Genomic DNA, 25,661 nt, shown 5'->3' with positions numbered 1-25,661 from the left:
GCTGCTCATAGCGTTTTCAAGCGAAGTGGGTACCGGTTCGCGTGAAGAAAACGCGTCCTAACAAAGGTCCGACAGGCCGCGGGTGACGATCGGTTCGCAACGAAATCTCGGGGTTCGCGTCGGCTTCGTCAGCGAGACCGGCAAGCGGTCCGCCAACGAGGATTACGTCGGGACCTGTCTCGGCCGGTCCGGTGTGAGCAACCGCGACATCGTCGCCGTGGTCGCCGACGGCGTCGGCGGACACAAGGGCGGACGCGAAGCGGCCGAACTCGCGGTTCGATGCTTCATCGACGCCTATTATTCCCTTCCCGAAACGCTCGGCGTGCGCCGCCGGGCATCGCGTTCGCTGGAAGCCGCCAATAGCTGGATCTACACGCAAGGCCGCACCGATCCGCTGCTCAGCGGCATGAGTTGCGCATTTTCGTCGATCATCCTGTCGCGGCGGCAGTGCCACGTCATTCACATTGGCGACACCCGCGCCTATCGCCTCAGCGAGGGGCGCCTGGAGCGGCTGACCACGGACCACATCGCCGGACGCGGCGATCTCGCTCACCTGCTCAACCGCGCCATCGGCTTTGAGGATTTCGCCCGCTTCGATTACGCCACCGTCGGACTGCGCCAGCACGACAGGCTCCTGATCTGCAGCGACGGCGTTCATGGCGTGCTGGCCGATCACCGACTACAGGTGCTGTTGAGCGAGCGCACCTCGCCGGAAGAATCCGCGCGCGCGCTGGTCGACGCGGCGCTGGATGCCGGCTCCAGCGACAACATGACCGCCCTGGTGCTCGATGTCGTCGACCTGCCGCCCGCCGACCGCGACGAACTCACCCACTCGATCGCGACGCTTCCGATCCTGGACTTGCCCGAAACCGGCGACGTCATCGACGATTTCACGCTCGGTGAAATACTGTCGGATGGACGCTACAGCCGCCTGTTCAAGGCGATCGACAAGCGGCAGGGCCGCGAACTCGTGCTGAAGTTTCCGCATCCGCGCGTGGCCAGCGAGGGCTCCTATCGCCTCGCCTTCGTCCGCGAGGCGTGGGTCGCCGCGCGCGTGCGCAGCCTGTGGATCGGAGAAATCGTCGAACTGCCTGCCGAAAGGCAGACCCGCCTCTATTCGGTGATGCCGCTTTACGAAGGCGAGACGCTGGAGCAGCGGCTCAATCGTTCGCCGCAGCTTTCGCTGGCCGAAGGCATCGGGATCGCGACCAAGCTGGCGCGCGCGGTCGCCACTCTGCATCGCGCCGGCATCATTCATCGCGACATCAAGCCCGACAACGTGATCCTGTTGAAGGCCGGCGGATTGCGGCTGGTCGACCTCGGGGTTGCGCGCGTGCCGCTGCTCGAGGATTTTCCCGCCGAGGATATTCCGGGCACGGCGAGCTACATGGCGCCGGAGCTGTTCGGCGGGCGGACCGGCGACGAGTTTTCCGATCTGTATGCGCTTGGCGTCACCGTGTACCGGACGTTCACTGCCGCCTACCCTTACGGCGAGATCGAACCATTCTCGCGGCCCCGCTTCGGCAAGCCCGCTTCCCTCTCCCGCTATCGCCCCGACCTGCCGGCCTGGCTGGACGCTGTAATCGGCAAGGCGCTCAATGTCGATCCGGCGCAACGCTACGGCGATGTCATCGAGTTCTCGCACGAACTCGAGAATGGCGCGATGTGGGCGAAGCCGGCCGCAGCGTCACGGCGCTCGCTCTACGAGCGCGATCCGCTCGTTTTCTGGAAGAGCCTGTCCGCAGGCCTGATCGTGCTCGTGATCCTGCTTCTGGCGTGGTCGGTACGACATTAGCCCGACGCCTGGGTGGAGCGCCGGGCTATGTCACATGAGCGAAGCAAACCGCGTCGGCTTCGCGATCTGGCTCACACCCCGGTCTGGGTGATGAACTTGGTGTTGAAAAACCCGTCCATCGCCTCGGTGCCGCCCTCCGAGCCGTAGCCGGAATCCTTGATGCCGCCGAACGGCACTTCGGGCAGCGCAAGGCCAAAGCTGTTGATCGAGACCATGCCGGCTTCGATGGCGGCGCCGATCGCGGTCGCCGTCTTGGTCGAGCTGGTGAAGGCGTAGGATGCCAGACCGAACGGCAAGCGGTTGGCTTCCTCGGCCACTTCGTCGAAGGTGGAGAAGCGGGAGATCAGCGCCAGCGGCCCGAACGGTTCCTCGTTCATGGCGCGCGCATCCTTCGGCACGTCGCTGACCACGGTCGGTTCGTAGAAGTATCCCTTGTTGCCGACACGATGGCCGCCGGTCTCGAGTTTTGCTCCCTTGCCCACGGCATCCTGCACCATGCCTTCGATGGCGGTGACGCGGCGCGGATTGGCGAGCGAGCCCATCTTCGAATCCGGGTCCAGGCCGTTGCCGACCTTCATCGACTTGGCGCCTTCGACGAACTTGTCGACGAACTCACGGAACACGTCGTCCTGTACCAGCATGCGGGTCGGCGAGATGCAGACCTGGCCGGCGTTGCGGTACTTCGCCGCCGCCAGAATCTTCGCCGCCGACGACACGTCCGCGTCCTTGAACACGATCACCGGTGCGTGGCCGCCCAACTCCATGGTGGCGCGCTTCATGTGCAGGCCCGCCAGTGCGGAGAGCTGCTTGCCCACGATGGTCGATCCGGTGAAAGAGATCTTGCGGATCACCAGGTGCGGGATGAGATATTCAGAAATCTCCGACGGCACACCGTAAACGAGATTGATCACGCCGTCAGGCACACCCGCATCGACGAACGCCTTGATCAGTTGCGCAGGCGACGCCGGCGTTTCCTCGGGCGCCTTGACGATGATCGAGCAGCCCGCCGCAAGCCCCGCGGAGAGTTTTCTCACGACCTGATTGATCGGGAAATTCCACGGCGTGAAGGCCGCGACCGGGCCGACCGGCTCCTTGACCGCGATCTGGTAGATGCCGGGGCCGCGTGCCGGGATTACCCGGCCATAGGCGCGCTTGGCTTCCTCGGCGAACCACTCGATGACGTCGGCGGCGGCCATCGCTTCCATCTTGGCCTCGGCCAGCGTCTTGCCCTGCTCCATGGTCAAGAGCAGCGCGATCTCGTCATTGCGCTCGCGCATGATCGCGGCCGCCTTGCGCATGATCCTGCAGCGCTCGAACGGCGCCACCGCCCGCCAGACCTTGAACCCCTTGGCGGCTGCTTCCAGCGCCTCGTCGAGATCGGCGCGGTCGGCATGGGCTACGGTGCCGATGGTTTCCTCCGTCGCCGGATTGAGCACGGCGATGGTCTTGCCCGACTGGCTCGGCCGCCATTTGCCGTTGATGAACAATTGCGTATTGGAATATGCCACGAGACTTGCTTCCTCTTTTATTGTCGCCGGATGGCGAATGGGCCGGCTGAAGATCGGGCGCTTTTATGTGCGAAGCCCGGCCGGATTGCAAAACCGATTCATCCGGGTGTGACCCAGCGACCGGCGCAGAGCGCTTCCGCCGCCCGGGTCATTTCCGCACCCAGATAACTGCGAAACCGCGCCTGACCGGTGAGTGCCGCGAAATCGGGGTGTCGCGTCACGCCGCCATCGGCCACCAGCAGATATTGCTCGGCAATTTCAGCGAGGATTTCCAGATGCCAGGCCGCGGTCGGATGCAGGCACAACACCACGAGACGACCCTCGGCCCGCAATTTGCGGAAGAAGTCGAGCATGAAGCCGATATAGCCGTCCTGCAGGTTGAACTGCGGCTCGTCGAACAGATGCACCATGGGGGCCGATGTCGGCGACTTCTCGAGCAGCACCGACGGGACCAGCTTGCGGAAGCGGCGGACCTGATAAGACTGATGATAATGGATCGCCAGCCGGTCACGCTCGCGATATTTGACCCGGTGAATGTCGGTACCGGCGACGTAGACATGGCCGGAAGACGGCGTATTTGAACCCGTCATCATCTCAAACAGCGTGGTCTTGCCGGCGCCGTTCGGGCCGACCACGCCGACGATCGATGGTTGGGCGATCTCAAGATCGGCTTCGAGCCCAAACGTCTGATGGCGCACCACGCGCCCGCGCGTGTAGACCTTGCGAACCTTACTCAGAACAAGCAGCGGCGAAGCCATCAGTGAACTCCGAGCAGGCGTTGGCGCAGACCGCCGTCGTCGCGGAGTGCCGCCGCTTCTCCGGTCCAGGCAATCCGGCCCCGGTCGATGACCGCGGCATGATCGGCGACCGATAGCGCGATCTCGGCGTTCTGCTCGACGACCAGCGAGGCGACGCCCTCCTCCCGCAGCCTGCGAATGGTCGCCAGCACGTCGCCGACGATCTTCGGCGCCAGCCCCTGGCTCGGTTCGTCGAACAGGATGAGCCCAGGCGCGCCGACGAGGGCGCGCGCGATCGCCACCATCTGCATTTCGCCGCCCGACAGGTTTTCGCATTCGCGCTCCATCAGATACTCGAGCGGCGAAAAGATTTCGCAGGTCTCCTTGACGGTCCAGCTCCGGAACCGGGTGCGCTTCTGCGCGATGCCGAGATTGCGCGCCACCGATAGCGTCGGACACAGCCGCCGGTCGTCGGGCACCCAGCCGATGCCGCCGCGCGCGATTTCGTGCGTCGGACGATGGGTGACCTCGCGGCCATCGAACCGGATCGCCCCACGCCTCGGACGCGTGAGCCCCAGGATCGAACGCAGCATCGTGGTCTTGCCGGCGCCGTTGGGGCCGAGCAGCGCAAACACCTTTCCGCGCTCCACCGCCAGCGAGGCGCCGAACAGCGCCTGGGTTTCGCCGTAAAACGTATCGACCGCATCGACTTCCAAAATCATGCGAACCGCCCGAGGTTGGAGCGCTTGACCCATTCATTCTGCTGCAGCTCGTGCGGCGTGCCGCGCGCGACCACCTGGCCCCAGTGGATCACCGAAATGCGGTCAGCCAGCGAGAACAGGAATTCCATGTCGTGCTCAATGGCCACGATCGTGAGCTTGCCCTTGAGACGCCCGACCAGCGCCGCGAGCCGCTGCACGCCATCGGAGCCAAGCCCGGAAGTCGGCTCGTCCAGGCACAGCACCCGGGGGTTCTGCCCCAGCGCGACTGCGATCTCGAGCGCACGGCGGTCGCCATAGGAAAGATCCTTGGCTCGCACATCGCCCTTGTCGGAAAGCCCGACGGTCGCGAGCACCTCCGACGCTTTCGTTGCAAAACCGCGATCGCCGGCCGCCGCGTAGCGCATATCAAAGCCGCGGGTGCGAAAGTCCGGCAGGCCGACCATGACGTTTTCGCGCGCCGTGAATTCATCGAACAGCGTCATGATCTGGAACGAGCGCGCGACGCCCTTGGCGGCGACGCGGTGCGAGCTAAGCCCCGTCACATCTTCGCCATCGAGCAGGATCGAGCCGCGGCTCGGCTTCACGCGGCCGGTGAGCACGTTGAAGAACGTAGTCTTGCCCGCACCGTTCGGCCCCATCAGACCGTGGAATTCACCCTCCGGCACCGCAAGGTCGATGCTTTCGAGCACGACGCGGTCGCCGAACCGGACGTGAACGCCTGCGACTTGGATCAGCGCCATCGCCCACCTCCGAACAACAGTCGCAGCGCGGAGCCGCCCTGCTGCCGCATCGAATGCAGCGAACGGTTTTGCCAGGCTGCCGTAATGGCGCCGGCAACGCCTTCGGGACGGAACAGCACCACGGCAATGAACAGGAGACCGAAATACAGCATCCAGGCATTGGTCATGGCGCCGATCACATCACGCGCGATCAGGAACAGGAACACGCCGACCACCGGTCCCCAGAAGCTGACGAGGCCGCCGCCGACCAGCGTCATCATCACCACATAGCCGGATTGATGCAGGCTCATCACATCAGGGAATGCGGCAAGCTGCGCCATCGCGAACAACCCGCCGGCAAAGCCCGAAACCGCCGCGGACAGCGTAAAGATCGACGCCTTGTAGAGCCAGACATTGTAGCCGAGATGCGCGGCGCGGGTTTCGCTCTGCTTGATGGCCGCGATGACACGGCCATAGGGCGAATGCACCAACCGCCACAACGCGATGACAGCGAAGCCGAACACGATGAGAACGAAATAGTAGAACGCCACATTGCCGGCGAGATCGAACGACGCGAATCCAAGATCAGCCGGCAGCCGCGCGATCTTCAACAACCCGTCCTCGCCGCCGGTGACCTTGTGCGATTTGATCGCGAGCGTCCAGAATATCTGGCCGAACGCGATCGTCATGAAGGCATAGTAGATGCCACGCCGGTGCGAGATGAACAGCGCGACCAGCGCTCCGGCCAATCCCGCCATAACGAACGCCGCGGCCAGACATATCCAGAGATTGGCGACGACGTTGAACTGACAGAGACCGAACGCATAGGCGCCGATGCCGAAATAGGCGCCGTGACCGAACGACGGTAGTCCGGCCGTACCAAGCACGAGATTGAACGCCAGCGCGTAGAGCGACCAGATCAGGATTTCGATGCCGAGATAAGGATAGAGACCGGCGCGCGCGATCCACAGCGGCACCGTCGCCAGGACCAGGAACAGCACCAGCATGGTGGGCGTGATCAGCCGAACGGAATCGGATTGTTGGGTCGGGATCATCTTTTAGGCCTCGAGCACGCTTTTCTTGCCCCAGAGGCCGCGCGCCCGGACGGTCACCACCGCCACCAGCAGCACGTACATCGACAGCAATGACCATTCGGAGGCGTATGCGCCGGAGAGACCGACGGCGAGACCGACCAGAAGGCCCGCAACGACGGCACCCCAGAAGCTTCCGACGCCGCCGAGCACGATCACCAGGAACGCAGGAATGACGGCGTCGACGCCCATATGCGGACGGATGCCCCAGATCGGCGCCACGATGATGCCGGCAATCGCAGCCAGCATGGTGCCGAACACGAAGACCAGCAGCCGCAGCCGCGTCAAATTGATGCCGAGCGCGCGCACGATCTCGCTGTCATGGGCGCCGGCTTTCACGGTCGCACCGAATGACGTCTTCTCGATCAGCAGCCAGACCAGTCCGATGATCGCGACCGCAATGCCGGCGGCATAGAAGCGATAGGTCGACCAGATCAAATCACCAAACAGGAATCCGCCACTGACCCCTTGCGGCACCTGCAACACGTAATCGCGCGTGCCCCAGGTCAGGCGGATCGTCTCCTCGATCACCATCGCCGCGCCAAAGGTGAGCAGCAGGCCATACATCGGATCCTTGCCGTAGGTGCGGCGCATGCAGAATTCGATGGCGATGCCGACGACGCCCACCGCCGCCGGCGCCAGGATCAGCGTCGCGACATAGCGCCAGCCGAGCGGCATCGCGAGCCAGGCATGCGCGATGTCAGGCGGGAACGGCGGGCGTGGTCCCATCAGTTGCATGGCGAAGTAAGCGCCGAGCGCGAACAATGAACCATGCGCCAGGTTGATCTGCTCCATCAGGCCTACGATCAGCATGAAGCCGAGCGCGATCAGCGCGAACAGCAGGCCGAGCGTGAGGCCGTTGAGGATATGCGGAAGGAGATCGAACAAGCTGCAGTCTCGTGTTGGTATTTGCGAGACAGCGGGCGCACGCGCGCCCGCTGCAAGAGATCAAGCCCCTGTTGTCGTCAGGAGTCGACGGTCGGAACCTGCTCGTAGGGCGTCAGCTTGCACTTGGCTTGCGCATCGGTATCGGCAGCCGCCTTCGGCTCGGTCCAGCTGATGATCTCGTACAGATCGGTGTTGTCGGACGGCTTGGCGTTGCGCCGCGCCAAATAGATCGTCTGCTGCATCTGATGGGTAATCGGATCCATATAGGCATCGAAATGCTGCATGCGGTCGGTCGCCGAGACCTTCAGGTTTTCAAGTTCCTTGATGATCTTGATGTTGTTGGTCGAGCCTGCGCGCTCGATCGCGCGCAGCAATTCACGCGTCGCCATGTAGCCGTTGTAGGAGACGTTTCCGGGCACCGGAATCGACCCCCTCCTTGTTGGTGGCCTGCCACTTCTTCACGAATTCGGCGACGCCGGGCAGCGCCAGCTTGTGATACCAGGTGGTGCCGAACACGCCGAACAGGCTGTTGGGCGCGCCCCATACATCCGGCCAGTCCTGCTGGTTGTTGATCCAGGCCGGCTTGCCGTCGAGCTTGAGCTGGGCGACCTGCTCGCGCAGCGCCTTGATGTCGTCGCCGCCGATCGCGGTCGCCACCACATCCGGCTTCGCCTGCTGGATCTTCAACAGATAGGCGGTGAAGTCACGGGTGTTCTGCGGCACCAACAGATTGTCCATGATCTTGCCGCCGGCGCCTTCGACCTGCGCTTTGGTTGCCGCCGACGTGGTGTGGCCCCACACGTAATCGTTGGTGAGCAGCATCCAGTTCTTGCCGATCGAATCGACGGCGTTCTTGACCGATGCCTTGGAGAAATTGGTGCCGTTGCCGTCCCAGACGAATTTGATGCGCGAACAGTTTTCGCCGGCCTCGCTGGGCGCCGAGGAATTGGTATTGAGATAGATCACGCCGTTCTTGGCGGCGACCTGGGTGATGGCGTTGGCGACGCCGGAATGCACCGCGCCGATCAGGATGGTGCAGTCTTCCCTCGTGATGACGCTCGGCGATGCGGCTGCCGGTCGCCGGCGTGGTTTCGGTGTCGGCGGTGATCCAGGTGACCTTGCGCCCGAGCACCCCGCCTTTGGCGTTGGCCTCGTCGATCGCCAGCTGGATGCCGCGCAGATCGTCCTGGCCGCTGTTGCCGTACTGGCCGCTGGCGTCGCAGGTCAGGCCGAGCTTGATCGGCTTGGCGGCGCCTTGCGCCCAGACCCGATTCTCCTTCCAGGGACCGAAATAACTGGCCGTGCCGGCAAGGGCGCTGGCCATCAGGCTGCCCTTGAGAACGCCTCGCCGCGAGATTTCACGCTTCGTCATGGCTCCCTCCCAACCGCTTTGTTTTCTTGTTGCGGCTCATAGAATGAGCGTTCTATTGTAAATGTAAAGTGGAATATTTGAACCATCAGATAGAACAATCGGCGAAACGGCTGCGATCGGGTAAAGCTGACACCATGAACAAGCCTGCCAGCACGGCGATGAATTACGACGAGTTGCGCGGTGCGATTGCCCAGCGGCATCGCGCGTTGTCCGGGCGCCTGCAGCAGATCGCCGAATTCGTGCTCGATCATCCGACCGACGTCGCGCTCGGTACCGTTGCCGAAATCGCCGAGCGTTCCGGCGTGCCGCCGTCGGCCATCGTCCGCTTCGCCCACGCGCTCGGTTTCGACGGCTTTACCCAGATGCAGCAGGTGTTCCGTTCGCGCCTCGTCGCCGGCGTGGCGCCGAGTTACAAGGCGCGGCTGGCGCGGATGAAGAGCGAAGAGAAATCGATCCTCGGCCGCAAGCCTGCGGCGGTGCTGGGACGCTTCGTCGCGGAAGCGCAATCATCGCTGGTGGCGCTGAGCCAGTCAGCCCACGAGCACCAACTCGAAGCCGCCATCAAAATACTGGCGAAGGCGCGCGACGTCTATTTGCTCGGGCTTGGCGGTTCGTTTCCGGTGGCGACGCACCTCGCCTATGTGCTGCGAAAATTCGGGCGGCGCGTGGTGTTGCTCGACGGCACCGGCGGCAGCATTCACGAGCAATCCCATCCCGCTACCGCCGAGGATGCGCTGGTCGCGATCAGCTTCCGCAACTATTACCCGGACACGGCGCGGCTGTTTCCCGAACTGGTGGCGCGCAACGTGCCGGCGATTTCCATCACCGACAGTCTGCTGAGCCCGATCGTCGAGGGCGCGTCGGTCGTATTCGAGATCCAGGACATGCCGGAGCCGGCCCTGCGCACGCTGGTCGCGCCGATGTGCCTGGTGCAGGCGATTGCCATCGGCCTCGATCTCGCCGCTGACTGACATTTCACATCAGGAGAACACATCATGGCATCAAACGACGCCGCGCGAGCACTAAAGGGCAAGGTTGCGCTGGTCACCGGCGCGGGTCGCGGCCTTGGCCGGGCGTTCGCCGAACGGCTCGCAAGCCTCGGCGCCGATGTCGCCGTACACGGCATGCGCGAGAACGGTCCTGCGGAATATGGCGAGGGATCGACGCTGACGGCCGTCGCCGCGGACGTCGCAGTGGCGCATGGCGTCCGCACCATCCGCGTGCTCGGCGATCTCACACAAGGCACCGACATCGCGCGGGTGGTCGAGACCACGACGCAACAATTGGGCCCGATCGATATTCTCGTCCACAATGCCGGCGGCGACATCGCCGCCAAGGGCGGCAAGCCTGATCCGAACGATGCTGTCGGCATCCGCGAGGAAGACGTGCGCGCGGTGCTCGACCGCAACCTGCTCTCCACCATCCTGACCTGCCAGGCGGTGGCGCAGCAAATGATGTCGCGGCGTCAGGGCCGCATCGTCACCATCGGTTCGGTCGCCGCCTTCAAGGGCCGCACCAACGCCTCGATCTATGCGGTGGCCAAGGCTGGCATGACGCATTACACCCGCTGCCTCGCCGACCAGCTCCGCTCATACGACATCACAGTCAACTGCATCGCCCCCGGCGATACCCGCACCGGCCGCTTCATGGGCACGCGCGCGGTGGATCAGGAACGAATGGTGGAAACAGGCACGCTGGACCGCATCGCGACCGTGGACGAAGTCGCGCGCGTCGTCGAAGTGTTCGCAGGACCGCTGGGTGCATTCGTTTCGGGCCAGGTGCTGCGCGTCGATGGCGGGGGACAGTGCTGGGCGGCGTGAGGCGGGTGCCGGTTTGCCAGCCGCAAACCCATCTGGGATTTCGTCATTCCTCGTTCAAACTGGATTGGACGACCGCATCGTGGGCGGCGCAAGCCAGGTATCAGTCGCATCGGCGCACCTTCCAGAAGGGTACGGGTTGCTGCAAACTGCATATGTAGCCCTGCGATTCGTAGATGCCTTGAGGACCCATGAACGAGACTTTGATATCCGCCTGCACGATGTTTCTCGTTCCGGCAACGCTTTTGTTTGGCGCTCTAGGTGTCGCGAACTCGTCCTTTCTCAAGATGCTGGTCTGCCTGCTTGGCGTAGCCACGACGGGAATATGGCTTTACCGGATATGGTGGTGGACAAACCTGTCCTTGATAGATCGCAGAACGGCGCTTGGTCTCGCGGGCATGTTTGCGTGCGGATGGCTGGTGACATTCTTGGTGCAATTGAAGAATGTGGCCTCGTCGCGCTGACTTGTTCCGTATTGCTGAAAATTTTGTCAGCTAGCTGTGACTCATCTACTCATAGTCATCCACAACATGCCGATTGCCTGTGAACGACCGCTTTGCGCCGTGGAGAACACGGAGTAGTCGGCCATGGGCGCTCGACGGGCTGCGATCAGGTTGTTAAGCCCGCCTCCGCCAAGGAGACTTTGAGTCGAGCCATGACCGTTGCGATCGAGATGGGACACACGACGGCAGGCGCCCCGGCTAACCTGGACCTTGAGGAACTGCTGGCGACCCGCCTGCTGGTGCAGGGCAATTCGGGTTCCGGCAAATCCCATTTGCTACGCCGGCTGCTGGAACAGAGTGCGCCCTGGGTGCAGCAGACCATCATCGACCCCGAAGGCGACTTCGTGGCGCTTGCCGACCGTTTCGGCCACCTCCTGATCGATGCCGAGGACCATACCGAGCGTGGCCTGCAGGTCGCCGGCGAGCGCGCGCGCATCCATCGCGTCTCCACGGTGCTCAATCTCGAAGGGCTCGACGCCGAGAACCAGATGCGGCGCGCCGCCGCCTTCCTCGGCGGGCTTTTCGACGTCGCCCGCGACCACTGGTATCCGATGCTGGTGGTGGTGGATGAGGCGCAGCTGTTCGCACCGGCCGTCGCCGGCGAGGTTACGGACGAGGCGCGCAAACTCTCGCTCGGCGCCATGACGAACCTGATGTGCCGTGGCCGCAAACGCGGGCTTGCGGGGATCATCGCCACCCAGCGACTGGCGAAGCTCGCCAAGAACGTCGCGGCCGAGGCGTCCAATTTCCTGATGGGCCGAACCTTTCTGGATATCGACATGGCGCGCGCCGCCGACCTTCTGGGCATGGAGCGGCGACAGGCCGAGGCCTTCCGGGATCTGGAGCGCGGGCAATTCATGGCGCTGGGACCGGCGCTCTCCCGCCGTCCGCTGGGGCTGCGCATCGGTCCCACTGACACCACGCCGCGCAACGCGACCCCGCGCCTGATGCCGATGCCGGAAGCGACACCGGACGCCCGCGCCATCATTCTTGCAGCGCCGCCGCCCGAGAATAATCGGCCGCAGCGCCGGTCGCCGCCGCCGGACCTCCTCGGCCAGCTCATGGCGGCGAAAACCGCGGCGTTGGAGATCCGTCCCGAGGCGGCGGAACAGCCACTCAGCGCCGAGGAACTGGCGGAGCGGCGGGAGCGCGTGGACCGTATTCTGCGCGCCGTCATGGCGGAACCCGACGCGGGATTCCGTGCCATCGGCGTCCTCTATCAGGAGTTCGTGGTCCGCTGCCGAATAGAAGGCCTCGGTTCGGACGTGCCTGATCTCGCGGACTTCCGTCGCATGCTGACGCGCGCGCGCGCCGGGCTCGGCTCCGATATGGCAGAAGATAACGGATGGCAGGATGTCTCAGTCCGCGCCTCACTTCTGCCGGAGGATATGCAGGGCGTCTTCATGATGATCGCCCGCGCTGCGAAGGAAGGTTGGCCCTGCCCGGGCGATGCAGCGATTGCCCGCGCCTATGGCTCACATTCGTTGCGTCGTGCACGGCGCCTGCTGACCTATATCGAGGAACAGGGCCTCATCGTTTGCCAGCTAGACGGTGCCGGTCGACGGATCGTGACGCTGGTCGAACTGGCCTGGGCGACGGCACCGGGCGACCCCAATGCCGAGGAGTTGCGGGCGGAGCAGGGCTGCAGCAACGAGGTAACTTGATCATGGCGCCCGTCTCGCTCCGCGGTGTATGATTCGCAGAACTCGCTGAACATTGCGCTACAGTTCCTTTGACGCGTCCGCGCTCTTGTCGCCGAGCGCCTTTTGCATATCTCGCTTAAGAGGAGTTTTGAGCTTGAGCGTTGCCTTCACCAAGGAAGACAGTGCCGAAACGGCGTCGGAGACCTTGCTCCCCGACCGCCCGGTTTCACCTCATCCGAACCTTGTTACGGAAGCGGGATTAAAGGCCCTGGAATTTCAGCTCCAACAGGCTCGCGAGGCGCACGAGACCGCGCAGAAAATCGAAGACGTGAATGAACGACGGCGGCAAGCGGCAACCCCGTTGCGTGATGCCCGCTACTTTGCAGCGAGAGTTCGGACCGCTCAGGTCATCCCCCATCCGACGTCAACTGATACTGTCGCCTTTGGGAGCACCGTGACCTTCAGGCGCGAGGATGGACGCGTGCAGAAATATCATATCGTGGGAGAGGACGAAGCGGACCCCAAGGCCGGTTCCATTTCCTTCGTGTCCCCAGTGGCACGGTCTCTTATGGGCAAAGCTGTTGGGGATGTCGTCGGTGCATCCGGTCATGAGCTCGAGATCATCGCGATCTCCTAGCAGCCCCGGGACAAGACACAGCCGGTGTTTGGAATGGCCCGCTACCACTTCTCGCCGAAGGGACGAATCTCCAGTTCAAAGGTCCAGGCGCTTTTGGGCTGCTGATAAAGCAGCCAATAGGATTCCGCGACTGAGGACGGCGGCATCAACAGATCGGGATCCTCAAGCGCATTCGGACCGAGCGCCTCGATCCGCCGCTGGCGCACCCATTCCGTATCGACGCCGGAATCGATGATGAGATGCGCCACGTGAATGTTCTTTGGACCCAATTCGCGCGCGGTCGCCTGTGCAACGGCCCGCAGGCCGAACTTCGCGCTGGCGAAGGCCGCGTATCCCGTCCCACCGCGAAGGCTCGCGGTCGCGCCGGTGAAGAAGATATTGCCTTTGCCGCGGGGAAGCATCAACCGCGCCGCTTCCCGGCCGGCGAGAAAGCCGGAGTAGCAGGCCATTTCCCAGACCTTGCGGAACACGCGTTCGGTCGTATCCAGAATCGGAAAGTTGACGTTGGCCCCGATGTTGAAGATGCAGACCTCCAGCGGAGCGTGCTTGTCCGCGTCGCCAAGGAAGGAAATGATCTCCTCTTCCTTGCGTGCATCGAGCGAGCGCGCGTGAATTTCGCCTCCGGCCTTTTCGATCTCCTTGACCAACGGCTCAAGCTTGGCGCCGTTGCGGCGCCCGGCAAACACTGTGAAGCCCTCTGAGGCGAACTTCTTGGCGATCTCGCCGCCGATGTAGTCGCCGGCGCCGATCACGGCCACGGTTGCGTTTCTCTTTTGCAAGGGTGTTCTCCCGGTCAGGTTAAATCTGTCGTCTGCGAGGTTCGGCAGCCAGCGCCGGAGGGGTCTCGCCACCTTCGCCACGCAAGGACTCCGCGAGCTTGTGCTTGAGTATCTTGCCGGTTGAAGTGGCCGGCAAGGCATCAAGGATGATGATTTCGGACGGCCGCTTGTATGATGTGAGCTGGAATCGGATGAAACCCATCAGTTCCTCCTGCGTCACGCGTGACCCCGGCAGCAGTTGCACAAAGGCGACAATCTCCTCATTGCCATCTGCGGCACGGCCGACCACGGCGGACTGCACGACGTCCTTGTGTGAACTGAGGACCGCTTCGACCTCGGCGGGATAAACGTTGAAGCCCGAACGGATGATCATTTCCTTGGTGCGCCCGACAATATACAGGCAATCGCCGTCGAAGCGCGCCAGATCGCCGGTGTTGAACCAGCCCTCGCTGTCGATCACCTTGGCCGTAAGCTCGGGGGCACGATAGTAGCCGAGCATCACGTTGCGCCCACGGACATGCAGTTCCCCGACTTCCCCACTTGCCGCAGGTATGCCGTCGATGGTTCTGACCCGGGCCTCTACTCCCGGCAGCAGCGTGCCAACCGCCTGGTCCGACCGCGGCGCATCGAAGCGCACGCCTGATATCCCCGGCGAACATTCGGTGATGCCGTAGCCGTTAAGCAGCGGAAGGCCGAACTCCTTTTCCACACGCGACTTCAGGTTCAAATCGAGAGGCGCGCCGGCGACGGCGATCAGGCGTAACGAGCCTCGGGCGAGTTGCTCTACACCCGACACGCTCTTGTATTCCAGCAAGCGTTGATAGGTGGCGGGCACGCCGTTGAGGATGGTGACGCTCTCCTCCGCGATCGCCCTGGCGGTCGCGGCAGGATCGTATTTGCTGACCATGCGCACCGTGCCGCCGACCATCAGCGTCATGATCAGGAGCGAGATGCCGACGATATGGGAGATCGGCAATACGAGATAGATCTTGTCGTCTTGATTCATTCTGCGGAAATACGCGGTAGTCCTTGCGCTGATCAGCAGGTTATCATGCGAGAGCATCACCCCCTTGGGCGTACCCGTCGTTCCCGAGGTGTAGATCAGCACCGCCACCTGTTTCGCCGGTTCGTCCTCCACCGGCTCGACGGTTGCGCTTTCGTTCAGCGGGCCGATGCCAATCTCCCGCAGTGCGCCGATTTGCCGGTTCTCTGCGCCATAGCGTGATGCGTGCGCCGCGGCCTCCTTCGAAACACTTGATGTGAAGAACATCCGACGGGCGCCGCTATGGTCGCGAATCTGATCCAGCTCGCGTGCCGACAACCGCGGATTGGCGACGATGGCCCAGGCGTCGAGCCGGCTCGCCGCGAGCAACAATCCTGCCAACGCGATGCAATTTTCGCTGACGATCATCATCCGGTCGCCCGCTCTCACCCCAATCGAGGAAAGGACAGCAGCGATCTCGGTGACGTGCCGATCCAGATCACGATAGCTCCAGGCGGCGCCGTCCTCGACCAGCGCGATCTGATCCGGAGTCTTGGCAACCTGGCCGGCTGTTACCTCATGGATGCGGTTCGGCAACCCGACTGCAATCTGGTCGACATCGAGCGCTTCCAGAAGCTCCGTCACCGCCAACCTCCCATCAACGATTGCCCGCTTGAGCAATGCGGGATGCTCGACCAGATTTAACGTTCTTTTTTAGAACTCGTCAACACCAATCCATCCTCTCCGCTTCACAAGGTCCGAAGGGGCAACCTGCCTGCCTTATCTTCGCCTGCTCACTGGGTGAAAACCGTCGTTTACAATGTATCGGCTCGCCGTTACGATTGAAGTATCAAATAAGAACTTGATGGGAGAAGCGGAATGGCGGAGCGCCGCGGCGTGGCGATACTTGTGGGCGCAGGCGACGCCATCGGCGCGGCCGTCGCCCGGCGTTTTGCAGCGGGCGGCTATACGGTTTGCATCTGCAGGCGCGATGCGTCCAAGTCGGAGGGGCTTGTGGGCGAACTGAGGGCTGCAGGACATAACGTTCACGTGTTCAGTGTCGATGCCCGCCAGGAAGCAGAGGTCCAAGGCATATTCGCACAGATCGAGAAAGAGCTCGGGCCCATCGAGGTCTGCCTCTTCAACGCAGGATCCAACGTCAACAAGCCATTGCTGGAGACAACCGAGAAGCTGTTCTTCAAGGCCTGGGAACTGGCTTGCTATGGCGGTTTCCTGGTCGGACGTGAGGCGGCCCGCGTCATGCTGCCGCGCGGGCGCGGCACCATCTTCTTTACAGGTGCTACCGCCAGCGTGCGTGGCGGCAAGGGATTTGCGGCATTTTCAGCAGCGAAGTTCGGACTTCGAGCAGTAGCCCAGGCGATGGCGCGCGAGCTCGGACCGAAGAACATTCACGTCGTGCATCTCCTGATCGACGCCGGCGTCGACAGCGAAGCGATTCATCAGCGCATGAAGGCCGCAAAGGGGATCGAGGCAAGCGAAATTCCCCCGGATAGCCTGACCAAGACGTCTTCCATTGCCGAAGCCTACTGGTTCACCCACCAGCAAAGCAGGGATGGCTGGACCCACGAGCTCGATCTCCGCCCCTCTGTGGAGAAATGGTGACATGAACGCGACGCCAAACCTGACCCTGTGGGGCGTTGGGACAAGCCGCACCATTCGTGCGCATTGGGCCATGCACGAACTCGGCCTGGTCTACGAGACAAAGCCGATCGGGCCGCGAACGGGCGAGACCAAGACCGCTGAATACACCAGGCTCAACCCGCGCCAGAAGGTCCCCCTGTTGCAGGACGGCGACTTCTGCATCGGCGAGAGCGCCGCAATCGTTGCCTACCTGTCGCGAATGTACTCCACGACGGAGCGCTCGCTGATTCCTGAAACCACGCGTGAGTATGCCGCGTGGCTGGAATGGTGCTTCTTTATCGTAGCAGAACTGGATTCAACCAGCCTTTACGTGATGCGCCGCCATCGGGCCGACGCGCTCGGTCCGATCTACGGTATTGCGCCCGAGGTTGTTGCCCAGGCCGGAGAGTATTTCCGCCGGCAGTTGCGCCATGTCGAAGTCGCGCTCGCAGACGGCCGGCAATTCCTGATGGGTGAGCGGTTTACCAGCGCCGACATCCTGCTCACGACCTGCCTTGAGTGGGCTATCGCCTACGGCGTCGGCATTTGCGACAACGCGCAACCCTATCTCGAGCGCATCAGGAAACGGGATGCCTATCAGCGCGCCGTCGCGGCGAATGTTCCGATGGCACCGATTACGCCGGCGCCGGTGAAAATTTAGAAACCGCCCGCCACTCGCGCGAGAGGGCTTCGGGATTAGATCGCCACGCGCACGCTGCGCTCGGCGACCATCTTGTCGATGGCGCTGTCGTCGTAACCCAGTTCCCGCAATACCTCGCGCGAGTGCTCGCCGACGCGGGGAGCAGGCCCGCCGATCGCGGCCTCATTGATCTCAAAGCGGGCCGCCGGCTTCGGCTGCCGCACCCGACCGACCTTCGGCTGATCGAACTCCGCGATGATGTCGCGCGCGATTACCTGTTCGTTGTGGATGATTTCGCCCCGTCGAAGAATTGGCGCGCACGGGACGTCAGCGGCGTCCAGGCGCTCCAGCCATTCGGCAGTGGGGTGCTGGCCGATATACTCCGCCATCTTGTTGATGCGGGCCGTGGCGTTGACCGAACGCGCCGCCGGAGTCGCAAAGCGAGGATCCGTGGCAAGCTCGGGATCGCCGGAGGCTCGGCAAAAGCCCTGCCATTCGGAATCCGAGATGGTACCAGCCGTGATGTAGCCGTCGCTGGTCTTGAACACGAGATCCGGCCGGTCGTTGGGATCGGCGGCGGTGGCCTCGGCTCCTACCACCGTGTACTGCATCATGCCTTCCGGCCACAGGTAGGAAATCATCGTATCCAGCATCGCGACCTGAATATGATCGCCCTGCCCGGTTTTCTCGCGGGCATAGAGCGCCGCCGCCACCGCCTGTGCGGCAAAGACTGCGGTGGTCTTGTCGCATACGATCGTGCGGATCATCTGCGGACGGTTCGTGACCGGCTGCGACTGGATATCGGCGAAGCCGGACAGGCCCTGAATGATCGGATCGTAGACGCGCTTCTTCACATACGGGCCGGTATCGCCGACGCCGCTGATCGAGACGTAGATCAGGCGCGGATGCCGCCGGCGCAACTCTTCTACGCCGAGTCCGAGGCGCTCCATGGTGCCGGGCCGGAAGTTCTGCACCAGCACATCAGCCTGCGCGACCAGCCTGGCGAGCACCTCGCGCCCAGCCGTGCTTTTGACGTCGATCGACAGCGAACGCTTGCCGCGGTTCGAAGAGATGAAGAGCGCGGAAAACTCGCCCTCCTTGTCGATCGTGGCACGGCTGCGGCGGGTGATATCGCCGCCGATCGGCTCGATCTTCAGGACATCGGCGCCCTGATCCGCCAGAAACATCGTCGCGAACGGGCCCGACACAACGCCAGTCAGATCGAGGACGCGAACGCCGCTGAGTGGGCCAGGCATTGGGCATTCTCCCTTATTATTACTTTTGCTAGCGGACTGCGAATTTGGATTTCGGTCGTGCAGGCCCAGCATACGAGGCCTGTCTTCCAGCGCTCAATTCCCGATCTCAGGCCGTTTTCGAAACCGGCGGGCCGATCTGTTCGGCGATCGACTCCTCGACGTCACGAAGCTGATCCTTGCCGAAGAACATTTCCTTTCCAACGAAGAAAGTCGGCGAACCGAATGCTCCGCGGCTGACGGCATCGTTGGTCAGGTCGATCAGCCTCTTCTTGACGTCATCCCCTTGCGCACGCGCGATCAACCGGTCGATATCGATGCCTGAGGAGATCAATGCGTTCCGGAAGATTTCGAGATCGTCCATCTTCTTCGGCTCTTCCCACATATGATGGTAAGCGGCGCGGAAATAGGGCTCGAACACGCCTTCGAATTGGGCGGCGACAGCGCCGCGCATCAACATCAACGTGTTGACCGGAAAGAAGGGATTCTGACGAAATTTCGTGATTTTGTGGCGCCGGATAAACCGTTGGGTCTCGAGTGCCTGGTACTCCGGCTTGTTCTTGATTCCGCGAAGCGAGTCGAACGGCGACATGTTGCCCGTCGCCTTGTAGATGCCCCCCAGCAGAACCGGGACGTACTCGAATTTCACGCCGGTACGCCGTTCAATCCCTGGAATGGCTGCTTCCGCCAGATAAGCGTTCGGGCTGCCGAAATCGAACTGGAATTCAACCTTCAGGGGCATGTCGCCTCCTCCCGCGAGCGTATTGGATGATCGGGCTGGATACCCAATAGTCGAAACCCGACCGCCGCTCACCTTTATAGTTCTAAAAACGAACTGTCAAATTTTTGCAGATTTACGCTGGTTTTACCCGATCTGCAGGGATTGTTTGGAGCTTAGTACCTATCTAGAATGGTAGACGGCCGAGGTTCCCTGGACGATTCGAGCGGAAACAGGGGGCCGGCTGGACTGGAGAGCAGGTATGCGATGGGATGCCCTTGAAGAAGAGCCGTGTTCGATGGCCCGCACGATCGGCGTGATCGGCGACCGTTGGACCCTTCTGATCCTGCGCGAATGCTTTCTGCGCACGCGCCGCTTCGAAGGATTTCAGTCCGCGCTCGGGATCACGCGCCATTTGCTCGCGGAGCGGCTGAAGAAACTGGTCCGGCAAGGCGTGCTGCGCCGCATTCCCTATCAGGACTCGCCCAAACGGCATGAATATATTCTCACCCAAAAAGGGCTCGATCTCTATCCAATCATGATGGCAATCGTGCATTGGGGTGACACACACATGGTCGACACACGCGGGCGGCCGTTGCTGCATGCGCACCGCAAATGCGGCAAGAACTTCGATCCGGTCATGGTGTGCTCCGAATGCGGTGAGCCGCTTTCGGCCAAGGAGGTTCATACCCACCCTGGCCCCGGTGCCCGAAGCACGCCGGCAATAAAGGCGCCGGAGAAGCCCAAGACAAAGGCGCGCCGCAGCGCCGCTTGAGGTGGCCGCTGACGCGGGCTACCGCGAAGGCCTCGCTACGCAGATGTCGGTGATTTCTCCTGCGGTCGTGGCGGCCAGCTTGGAATGACCTTTCGAATAATTCTGGGTCGGGTCGCCGTTCAGCTCAGTGCCGCGAATGCAGTCCGCTCAAAAGCCATCAGTTCTTCCGTACGGCCGTCGCGCACCTTCAGCAGCCATTGCGGATCCTGAAGCAGCGCCCGGCCGACCGCGACGAGGTCGAACTCCTCGCGATCGAGCCGGCGGATCAACTCGTCGAGGGACGCCGGACGAGAGCCCTCTCCGCCGTATGAAGCGATGAACTCACCGCTCAAACCGACCGAACCGACAGAAATCGTCGGCGCTCCCGTCACCTTCTTCGCCCATCCAGCGAAATTCAGATCGGAGCCTTCGAACTCCGGCTCCCAGAAACGACGTTGTGAGCAATGCAGAATGTCGACGCCTGCGTCGACCAGAGGCTTGAGCCAGGCTTCCAACGCCCGGGGCGTATCGGCCAGCTTGACTTCGAAGTCCTGCTGCTTCCACTGGCTGATCCGGAGCAGGATCGGAAACTCGACCCCGACCGCCTGGCGCACCGCGCGGACGATATCGGCGGCAAACCGCGCCCGGCCGGGCAGATCGCTACCGCCGTAAGCATCTTCTCGGCGATTGGTGCCTTCCCAAAAGAACTGATCGATCAGGTAACCGTGTGCCCCGTGCAGTTCGACTGCATCGAAGCCCAGGCGCTTCGCCGCAAGCGCCGCATCGGCAAAGGCGCGAATGGCATCGGCGATGTCCTCTTCGCTCATCGGTTCACCCAGTTTCTTCTCCGGTCGCGACAGGCCGGACGGACTGTCGTAGGCACCGGGAGGAGACCAATCCTGAGCACGGGTGCGAACGGCTCCGACATGCCAGAGCTGCGGAGCCATCAGGCCGCCTGCGGCGTGCACCTCGTCGACCACGCGCCGCCAGCCACCTAGTTCTTTCTCGCCATGAAAGCGGGGAACGTTCGGATCGTTCAGCGAGGCTGGACGATCCACGCCCGTTCCTTCCGAGATGATGAACCCGACTTTTCCTTCGGCACGGCGGCGGTAGTACTGCGCGACGTCTTCAGTCGGAACTCCACCGGGAGAGAACGAGCGGGTCATCGGTGCCATAACAACCCGGTTCGGCAAGTTTAACCCTTTGAACTTGAAAGGCCGGAAAAGCACCTCGGTGGACATCTGCACTCCCTAATTCAAGTCAAAAGGCGCTGAGCACGTTCCCGAGCAGCGCTGCAATTAAAGCTGCGTGTACGCCACACGCCTTCCATATTGATCGTGACGCCCGGCATAAGCGTCGGGAGCGACAACAAGGTCACCCTCCTCGCTTTCCATCGGAAGGTCGATTAAATGGTTCTGAAATAGAACTGTCAAGGACGGGCTCAGGAGTGGCAGCGCCTCGACGTGTGAACGGACGTCCACCCCGGACGCATAGTCAGCTTTCCAAGGCTTGCGTCCATATCTCTGTTTCTCTTTAGGGACATGCCATGGCCCAAAGCGCGGATTTGGCGGCAGCGATTTCTATCGTCTCCCCGACTTTGGGGCAGGTCAGCGCGGGAACCTCAATGCGAAGCTCCCCGGCCTGCGTGCGCACAAGCAGGGTACGCCGTGCGCCGCGAAACACCGAATTCAGTACCTCGCCGCGCCACTCAGCGTCGACTTCGTCGGATGCAACGCCCGCCCTAATATCCTCCGGTCTGACCAGGATACGCACCCGGTCGCCGGGCGCAAAACGCTGATCGCCATAGGCGACGCCTTGCCAGCTCTCGCCCCGCACCCCGAGCTTGAATGAATTCGCCGCCGCCTCAACCGACGTCACGGTGGCGTCCAGCAGATTCGGTGCGCCAAAGAATGCCGCCACGACTTCCGAATTCGGACGCTGATAGATGTCCTGCGGCGGCCCTACCTGGAGAATCTTGCCGGACCGCATCAGCACCACGCGATCCGACAGCGCCATGGCCTCGTCCTGGTCGTGCGTCACATAGAGCGTGGTGATGCCGAGGCGCTTCTGCAGCGAGCGGAATTCGTCGCCCATTTGCGCTCGCAACCGCGCATCGAAGTTGCTGAGCGGCTCATCGAGCAACAGCACTTCGGGCTCGAATACCAGCGCACGCGCGATCGCCACCCGCTGCTGCTGCCCGCCCGACAGCGCCGGCGCCGGACGATCCGCAAAGTGATCCATCTCGACCAGCCTCAGCGCTTTCTCGACGCGCTGGCGGATCTCGGCTTCCGGCCGCCGGCGCACGCGCAGCGGATAGGCGACGTTGTCGAATACCCGCATATGCGGCCAGATCGCATAGGATTGAAACACCATGCCGAGCCGCCGGCGATCCGGCGGCAGATGAATGTTGTTTGCCGGATCATTGACCACGCGCGCGCCGATCGAGATCCGTCCGCCCGTGGACTCCTCAAGCCCGGCCACCATGCGCAGCGTCGTGGTCTTGCCGCAGCCGGAGGGTCCGAGCAAGGTGACAAACTCGCCGGCAGCGATCCGCAGGTCGATGCCGGCGACCGCGACGAAACCACCGAAGGCACGCGAGACATTTTCGAGAACGAGTTCTGACACGGTAAATCCCGTCTAGAGAGTATTGATGTAGCGTTTGATGAGCCGGAGCTGAACCCAGCGAAAAACGAACACCAGCAGCATCATCATCAACCCGATCACACTGACCGCTTCGGCTTGCCCATTTTCCCACATCCGCAGCAGCACGACGGAGAGCACCTCAGAGCCGACCGAATAGAGCAGCACCGACGCGCTCAGCTCGCGCATGATGCCGAAGAAGGTCAGCACCCATCCGACGGCGAACGACGGCCACGCCAACGCGATCATGATCCGCCACAAGGTCTGCCACCAGGTCGCGCCGTGAACCCGCGAACACTCCTCGAGATCGAACGACAGCTGCCGATAGGCCGCCGACATCACCCGCACCGCGATCGGCGTTCCCAGCGCGACGTATGCGATCAACAACGCCCAGATGGTTCCGTAAATCGAGATCGCCGAGGGCAGAAAGGCAAATCCCCAGAGGAATCCCACCGCCAGCACCATTCCGGGCATCATCCATGGCAGCCACGCCAGCACATCGATCACCTGGCGGCCGGCCCATCGGGTGCGCGTCGAGATGTAGGCGACGATGGCGCCGAGCAGCATCGTGGTCGATGCGCCGACAAGGCCAAGCAGGAACGTATTGCGAAAGGCCCGCCAGACTTCGCTATTGCCCAGTACCGAGCGGTAATGCTCCAGCGTCAGCATGTCCCACTGGTAGAAGCCGAAAAACTGGAAGAAAGATCCCAGAATCAGCTGACCGATCGGCAGCACGACGCTGATCAGGAAAAACACCACGCACAGCGCAAAGGTCAGCCAGCGCCACGGACCGAGATCGATCAGCCGCGGCGAATAGCCCTTTCCGGTCACGGTCTGGAAGCTCTTGCCGCGCAACAGCCGCCATTGCCACAGCACCAGAAGGAACATCAGCGCCATGATAGCGAAGCTCAAGGCGGTGGCGAACTGGTAGTTGGCGATCGACTGGTGATGGATTGAATTGTAGATCGCGGTGGTGATCACTTCGATTTTCGCCGGCGTTCCGAAGAACAGCGGCGATTCGAAGCTTTCCAACCCGCGGATGAAGCTGAGGAGAAAGGCGGTAACGATGGCCGGCATCATCAGCGCGAAGGTGACGCGGCGAAAGGTCCGCCACTGCGAGGCGCCGCACATCCGGCTGGCCTCCTCGAGCGCGGGGTCCATCGCGCGAAAGGCTTCGACGACGAACAGGAACAGGAACGGCGTCGAATATTGCAGCATGTGCCAGACAACGCCGGCATAGGAGTAGACATTTACCAGCGCGTTGTCCGAGCCGGTGATCCCGCGCCAGGCCAGATTGATGACGCCGACCTGAGGATTGCCGAGCATCCCCCACGCCATCGCGGTGAGGATTGGCGGCACGAAGAACGGCAGCGTGATCAACACCTCGAGCGCGCCACGTGCCGGCGTGTTGGTGCGCGCGATGATCCATCCGAACAGCACGGCCAGCGCCAGCGAGATGATGGTCTTGAGCAGCGAGATGCCGACCGTATTGGCGAACAGCACGGCGGTCGGCCAGGTCAGCACCTGGCGGTAGCCCGACAGATCGAAACTTCCGGGGATGCCGGGTGGCGTGGTGTGCAGGCTGCCATACAGCAGCATCGACAACGGGTAGAGCGAGAGAAACGCGAGCAGCAGGATCAGCGCCGCGATCGCCAGTCGCCGCGGCAGCTTGCCGTCGCGCAGGCCTTGCAGCCGGCTCGAGGGCGCGAGCGCCGGGCGTTCGATCTGTCGCGACGAGAGCGAGGTCATCGAAGGGATTACTGGTAAAGCTTTTTGGCGAGCTCCATCATCGCTGGACGCTCCTCCAGCAGCGCCGGCCCCATCAGCTTGGCGTTGGCGAACGGCCTGGCGTCGTCATTGGCGCGGTCGGCGACGCCTTCGACCACCGGCAGCATCCAGCCATTGGCATAGAGCAGCTGCGAGTCCTGCTCGAGGAAGTGATCGATCAGCAGCCGTGCGGCGTTGGGATGCGCGGCGTTCTTCAACATGGCGAATTCCATCATGGCGTAGGGCGCGCCCTCCTTCGGAATCACCACCTTGACCGGAAGTCCCTTCAGGTCGGAGGCAAAGGCGAAAATCTGCGGGACGTAGATCGGGTATTCGCCGCGCGCCACCCGCCGCGCATCGTTGCGCAGGTCGCGGCTGAAAACCGGTTTCTGTTCCGCCAGTTTTTCGTTGAAAGCGGCGCCCAGCTTTTTCTGCAGGATAGCGAACATGGTATTGCCGCTGCCGAGCGGACGCATGTCGTCGGACAAGATCTTGCCCTTCCATTTTGGATCGTTGAGATCCTCCCAGCTCTTCGGCTCGTCCTCCGGCTTGACCAGACGCGTATTGACCAGGATTCCCATCGGCTGCACGTAAGCGGGAACGCTGACCTCGGTGGCCTTGAACGGGGCGCGCAAGTTCTTCACGTTGGGAATGGCGCCGACGGCCTGGATGTAGTCGCCGGCCTTGCGCTGTTCCTCGATCATCGTGGTGGTGATGATCTCGGCATCGCCCAGAAAACGGCCGGCGGCCTGCTCGGTCCGGACCCGCTCGGCGAGTTCGCTGGCGCGCAGATCGAGGCTTTCCACCTTGATGCCGTATTTGGCTTCGAACGATTTCAGAACCGCCACATAATACGGCGCCCCCAGCGCCATGCTGTAGACGACGACCTTGCCCTCTTTCTTGGCGGCGGCGACGACGGAATCCCAGCCGGCGTCCTGCGCAGACGCCGGGAATGCGAGGCCGGCAAGAAGACTGCTAAGCCCGACCGCCAATGCGGCACGCTTCAATTTCATCAACACGCCTGTCCTCCCCTTATTTTATCTCTTTGCAGTCGG

The 25,661-nt window shown here is 62.7% G+C and carries 24 protein-coding genes and 1 pseudogene; 9 read left to right on the top strand and 16 right to left on the bottom strand.

Features of this window, described 5'->3' with window-relative positions; genetic code table 11:
- The first annotated feature begins 82 nt into the window (after positions 1-82).
- Positions 83-1,795: a protein kinase domain-containing protein gene (locus ACVWVY_RS15950; RefSeq protein ID WP_456627253.1), complete on the top strand. Its 1,713-nt coding sequence runs from the start codon at positions 83-85 to the stop codon at positions 1,793-1,795.
- A gap of 71 nt (positions 1,796-1,866) precedes the next feature.
- On the opposite strand, the gene ACVWVY_RS15945 is transcribed toward ACVWVY_RS15950, so the two are convergent.
- The 8 genes and pseudogenes from ACVWVY_RS15945 to ACVWVY_RS15910 all read right to left on the bottom strand — a co-directional run bounded on the left by ACVWVY_RS15945 (position 1,867) and on the right by ACVWVY_RS15910 (position 8,784).
- Positions 1,867-3,303 (bottom strand): NAD-dependent succinate-semialdehyde dehydrogenase, encoded by a 1,437-nt coding sequence (locus ACVWVY_RS15945; RefSeq protein ID WP_456627252.1) that lies wholly within the window; start codon positions 3,301-3,303, stop codon positions 1,867-1,869.
- A 98-nt stretch (positions 3,304-3,401) separates the two neighbouring features.
- Positions 3,402-4,061, bottom strand: a complete 660-nt coding sequence (locus ACVWVY_RS15940) for an ATP-binding cassette domain-containing protein (RefSeq protein WP_456627251.1) — start codon at positions 4,059-4,061, stop codon at positions 3,402-3,404.
- Positions 4,061-4,762: an ABC transporter ATP-binding protein gene (locus tag ACVWVY_RS15935; RefSeq protein WP_456627250.1), complete on the bottom strand. Its 702-nt coding sequence runs from the start codon at positions 4,760-4,762 to the stop codon at positions 4,061-4,063. The genes ACVWVY_RS15940 and ACVWVY_RS15935 overlap by 1 nt, the downstream gene beginning before the upstream one ends.
- Complete coding sequence (locus ACVWVY_RS15930; protein ID WP_456627249.1) at positions 4,759-5,502, bottom strand: ABC transporter ATP-binding protein; 744 nt, start codon at positions 5,500-5,502, stop codon at positions 4,759-4,761. The genes ACVWVY_RS15935 and ACVWVY_RS15930 overlap by 4 nt, the downstream gene beginning before the upstream one ends.
- Positions 5,493-6,536 carry a branched-chain amino acid ABC transporter permease gene (locus ACVWVY_RS15925; protein WP_456627248.1) on the bottom strand — a complete coding sequence of 348 codons (1,044 nt, stop codon included), beginning with the start codon at positions 6,534-6,536 and terminating at the stop codon, positions 5,493-5,495. The genes ACVWVY_RS15930 and ACVWVY_RS15925 overlap by 10 nt, the downstream gene beginning before the upstream one ends.
- Before the next feature lie 3 nt (positions 6,537-6,539).
- Positions 6,540-7,460, bottom strand: a complete 921-nt coding sequence (locus ACVWVY_RS15920) for a branched-chain amino acid ABC transporter permease (RefSeq protein WP_456627247.1) — start codon at positions 7,458-7,460, stop codon at positions 6,540-6,542.
- 77 nt (positions 7,461-7,537) lie between these two features.
- Positions 7,538-7,879 carry a hypothetical protein gene (locus ACVWVY_RS15915; protein ID WP_456627246.1) on the bottom strand — a complete coding sequence of 114 codons (342 nt, stop codon included), beginning with the start codon at positions 7,877-7,879 and terminating at the stop codon, positions 7,538-7,540.
- Positions 7,836-8,784 (bottom strand): annotated as a pseudogene (locus ACVWVY_RS15910) (ABC transporter substrate-binding protein). The gene ACVWVY_RS15915 and the pseudogene ACVWVY_RS15910 overlap by 44 nt, the downstream one beginning before the upstream one ends.
- 182 nt (positions 8,785-8,966) lie before the next feature.
- On the opposite strand from ACVWVY_RS15910, the gene ACVWVY_RS15905 reads away from it, so the two are divergent.
- The 5 genes from ACVWVY_RS15905 (at position 8,967) to greA (ending at position 13,432) form a co-directional block, all read left to right on the top strand.
- Positions 8,967-9,803, top strand: coding sequence for a MurR/RpiR family transcriptional regulator (locus tag ACVWVY_RS15905; protein ID WP_456627245.1), 837 nt, complete (start codon positions 8,967-8,969; stop codon positions 9,801-9,803).
- Positions 9,804-9,827: 24 nt separating this feature from the next.
- Entirely contained in the window at positions 9,828-10,652 is an 825-nt protein-coding gene (locus ACVWVY_RS15900) for an SDR family NAD(P)-dependent oxidoreductase (protein WP_456627244.1), read from the top strand.
- A gap of 188 nt (positions 10,653-10,840) precedes the next feature.
- Entirely contained in the window at positions 10,841-11,113 is a 273-nt protein-coding gene (locus ACVWVY_RS15895; protein ID WP_456627243.1) for a hypothetical protein, read from the top strand.
- Between the two features lie 191 nt (positions 11,114-11,304).
- Positions 11,305-12,816 (top strand): helicase HerA domain-containing protein, encoded by a 1,512-nt coding sequence (locus ACVWVY_RS15890; RefSeq protein WP_456627242.1) that lies wholly within the window; start codon positions 11,305-11,307, stop codon positions 12,814-12,816.
- A gap of 133 nt (positions 12,817-12,949) precedes the next feature.
- The gene (greA, locus tag ACVWVY_RS15885; protein ID WP_456627241.1) at positions 12,950-13,432 is read left to right on the top strand and encodes a transcription elongation factor GreA; all 483 of its coding nucleotides are present in this window, start codon (positions 12,950-12,952) and stop codon (positions 13,430-13,432) included.
- 41 nt (positions 13,433-13,473) lie between these two features.
- Here the strand turns inward: greA and ACVWVY_RS15880 are convergent, their stop codons facing one another.
- Together ACVWVY_RS15880 and ACVWVY_RS15875 are read right to left on the bottom strand one after the other, a co-directional pair.
- Positions 13,474-14,211 (bottom strand): SDR family oxidoreductase, encoded by a 738-nt coding sequence (locus ACVWVY_RS15880; RefSeq protein ID WP_456627240.1) that lies wholly within the window; start codon positions 14,209-14,211, stop codon positions 13,474-13,476.
- A gap of 19 nt (positions 14,212-14,230) precedes the next feature.
- Positions 14,231-15,838 (bottom strand): class I adenylate-forming enzyme family protein, encoded by a 1,608-nt coding sequence (locus tag ACVWVY_RS15875; RefSeq protein WP_456627239.1) that lies wholly within the window; start codon positions 15,836-15,838, stop codon positions 14,231-14,233.
- A gap of 234 nt (positions 15,839-16,072) precedes the next feature.
- On the opposite strand from ACVWVY_RS15875, the gene ACVWVY_RS15870 reads away from it, so the two are divergent.
- A complete protein-coding gene (locus tag ACVWVY_RS15870) occupies positions 16,073-16,816 on the top strand; it encodes an SDR family NAD(P)-dependent oxidoreductase (RefSeq protein ID WP_456627238.1) in 744 nt (247 codons plus the stop codon).
- 1 nt (position 16,817) lies between these two features.
- Entirely contained in the window at positions 16,818-17,495 is a 678-nt protein-coding gene (locus ACVWVY_RS15865) for a glutathione S-transferase family protein (protein ID WP_456627237.1), read from the top strand.
- A 35-nt stretch (positions 17,496-17,530) separates the two neighbouring features.
- Here ACVWVY_RS15865 and ACVWVY_RS15860 read toward each other — a convergent pair whose 3' ends face one another.
- Entirely contained in the window at positions 17,531-18,730 is a 1,200-nt protein-coding gene (locus ACVWVY_RS15860) for a CaiB/BaiF CoA transferase family protein (RefSeq protein WP_456627236.1), read from the bottom strand.
- A gap of 106 nt (positions 18,731-18,836) precedes the next feature.
- Positions 18,837-19,469 (bottom strand): DsbA family protein, encoded by a 633-nt coding sequence (locus ACVWVY_RS15855; RefSeq protein WP_456627235.1) that lies wholly within the window; start codon positions 19,467-19,469, stop codon positions 18,837-18,839.
- A 238-nt stretch (positions 19,470-19,707) separates the two neighbouring features.
- Between ACVWVY_RS15855 and ACVWVY_RS15850 the strand changes: the two genes are divergently transcribed.
- Entirely contained in the window at positions 19,708-20,220 is a 513-nt protein-coding gene (locus ACVWVY_RS15850; protein ID WP_456627234.1) for a winged helix-turn-helix transcriptional regulator, read from the top strand.
- 119 nt (positions 20,221-20,339) lie between these two features.
- On the opposite strand, the gene ACVWVY_RS15845 is transcribed toward ACVWVY_RS15850, so the two are convergent.
- The 4 genes from ACVWVY_RS15845 to ACVWVY_RS15830 form a co-directional block, all read right to left on the bottom strand.
- Positions 20,340-21,440, bottom strand: a complete 1,101-nt coding sequence (locus ACVWVY_RS15845) for an NADH:flavin oxidoreductase (protein WP_456627233.1) — start codon at positions 21,438-21,440, stop codon at positions 20,340-20,342.
- 292 nt (positions 21,441-21,732) lie between these two features.
- Positions 21,733-22,824 carry an ABC transporter ATP-binding protein gene (locus ACVWVY_RS15840; protein WP_456627232.1) on the bottom strand — a complete coding sequence of 364 codons (1,092 nt, stop codon included), beginning with the start codon at positions 22,822-22,824 and terminating at the stop codon, positions 21,733-21,735.
- Positions 22,825-22,836: 12 nt separating this feature from the next.
- Positions 22,837-24,588: an ABC transporter permease gene (locus ACVWVY_RS15835; RefSeq protein WP_456627231.1), complete on the bottom strand. Its 1,752-nt coding sequence runs from the start codon at positions 24,586-24,588 to the stop codon at positions 22,837-22,839.
- Between the two features lie 8 nt (positions 24,589-24,596).
- Entirely contained in the window at positions 24,597-25,619 is a 1,023-nt protein-coding gene (locus ACVWVY_RS15830; protein WP_456632223.1) for an ABC transporter substrate-binding protein, read from the bottom strand.
- Positions 25,620-25,661 lie beyond the last annotated feature (42 nt).

It is taken from the genome of Bradyrhizobium sp. URHC0002, assembly GCF_054059515.1.
Note: the sequence above shows the minus strand (reverse complement) of the source record. Positions and strands in the feature narration are given on the sequence as shown.

What these genes read in the sequence shown, in the direction of transcription:
- ACVWVY_RS15850 (WP_456627234.1), top strand. Translation starts at nt 19,708, where the DNA reads ATGCGATGGGATGCCCTTGAAGAAGAGCCGTGTTCGATGGCCCGCACG.
- ACVWVY_RS15925 (WP_456627248.1), bottom strand. Translation starts at nt 6,536, where the DNA reads ATGATCCCGACCCAACAATCCGATTCCGTTCGGCTGATCACGCCCACC.
- ACVWVY_RS15905 (WP_456627245.1), top strand. Translation starts at nt 8,967, where the DNA reads ATGAACAAGCCTGCCAGCACGGCGATGAATTACGACGAGTTGCGCGGT.
- ACVWVY_RS15870 (WP_456627238.1), top strand. Translation starts at nt 16,073, where the DNA reads ATGGCGGAGCGCCGCGGCGTGGCGATACTTGTGGGCGCAGGCGACGCC.
- ACVWVY_RS15830 (WP_456632223.1), bottom strand. Translation starts at nt 25,619, where the DNA reads ATGAAATTGAAGCGTGCCGCATTGGCGGTCGGGCTTAGCAGTCTTCTT.
- ACVWVY_RS15845 (WP_456627233.1), bottom strand. Translation starts at nt 21,440, where the DNA reads ATGTCCACCGAGGTGCTTTTCCGGCCTTTCAAGTTCAAAGGGTTAAAC.
- ACVWVY_RS15855 (WP_456627235.1), bottom strand. Translation starts at nt 19,469, where the DNA reads ATGCCCCTGAAGGTTGAATTCCAGTTCGATTTCGGCAGCCCGAACGCT.
- ACVWVY_RS15900 (WP_456627244.1), top strand. Translation starts at nt 9,828, where the DNA reads ATGGCATCAAACGACGCCGCGCGAGCACTAAAGGGCAAGGTTGCGCTG.
- ACVWVY_RS15940 (WP_456627251.1), bottom strand. Translation starts at nt 4,061, where the DNA reads ATGGCTTCGCCGCTGCTTGTTCTGAGTAAGGTTCGCAAGGTCTACACG.
- ACVWVY_RS15935 (WP_456627250.1), bottom strand. Translation starts at nt 4,762, where the DNA reads ATGATTTTGGAAGTCGATGCGGTCGATACGTTTTACGGCGAAACCCAG.
- ACVWVY_RS15865 (WP_456627237.1), top strand. Translation starts at nt 16,818, where the DNA reads ATGAACGCGACGCCAAACCTGACCCTGTGGGGCGTTGGGACAAGCCGC.
- ACVWVY_RS15860 (WP_456627236.1), bottom strand. Translation starts at nt 18,730, where the DNA reads ATGCCTGGCCCACTCAGCGGCGTTCGCGTCCTCGATCTGACTGGCGTT.
- ACVWVY_RS15835 (WP_456627231.1), bottom strand. Translation starts at nt 24,588, where the DNA reads ATGACCTCGCTCTCGTCGCGACAGATCGAACGCCCGGCGCTCGCGCCC.
- ACVWVY_RS15890 (WP_456627242.1), top strand. Translation starts at nt 11,305, where the DNA reads ATGACCGTTGCGATCGAGATGGGACACACGACGGCAGGCGCCCCGGCT.
- ACVWVY_RS15895 (WP_456627243.1), top strand. Translation starts at nt 10,841, where the DNA reads ATGAACGAGACTTTGATATCCGCCTGCACGATGTTTCTCGTTCCGGCA.
- ACVWVY_RS15930 (WP_456627249.1), bottom strand. Translation starts at nt 5,502, where the DNA reads ATGGCGCTGATCCAAGTCGCAGGCGTTCACGTCCGGTTCGGCGACCGC.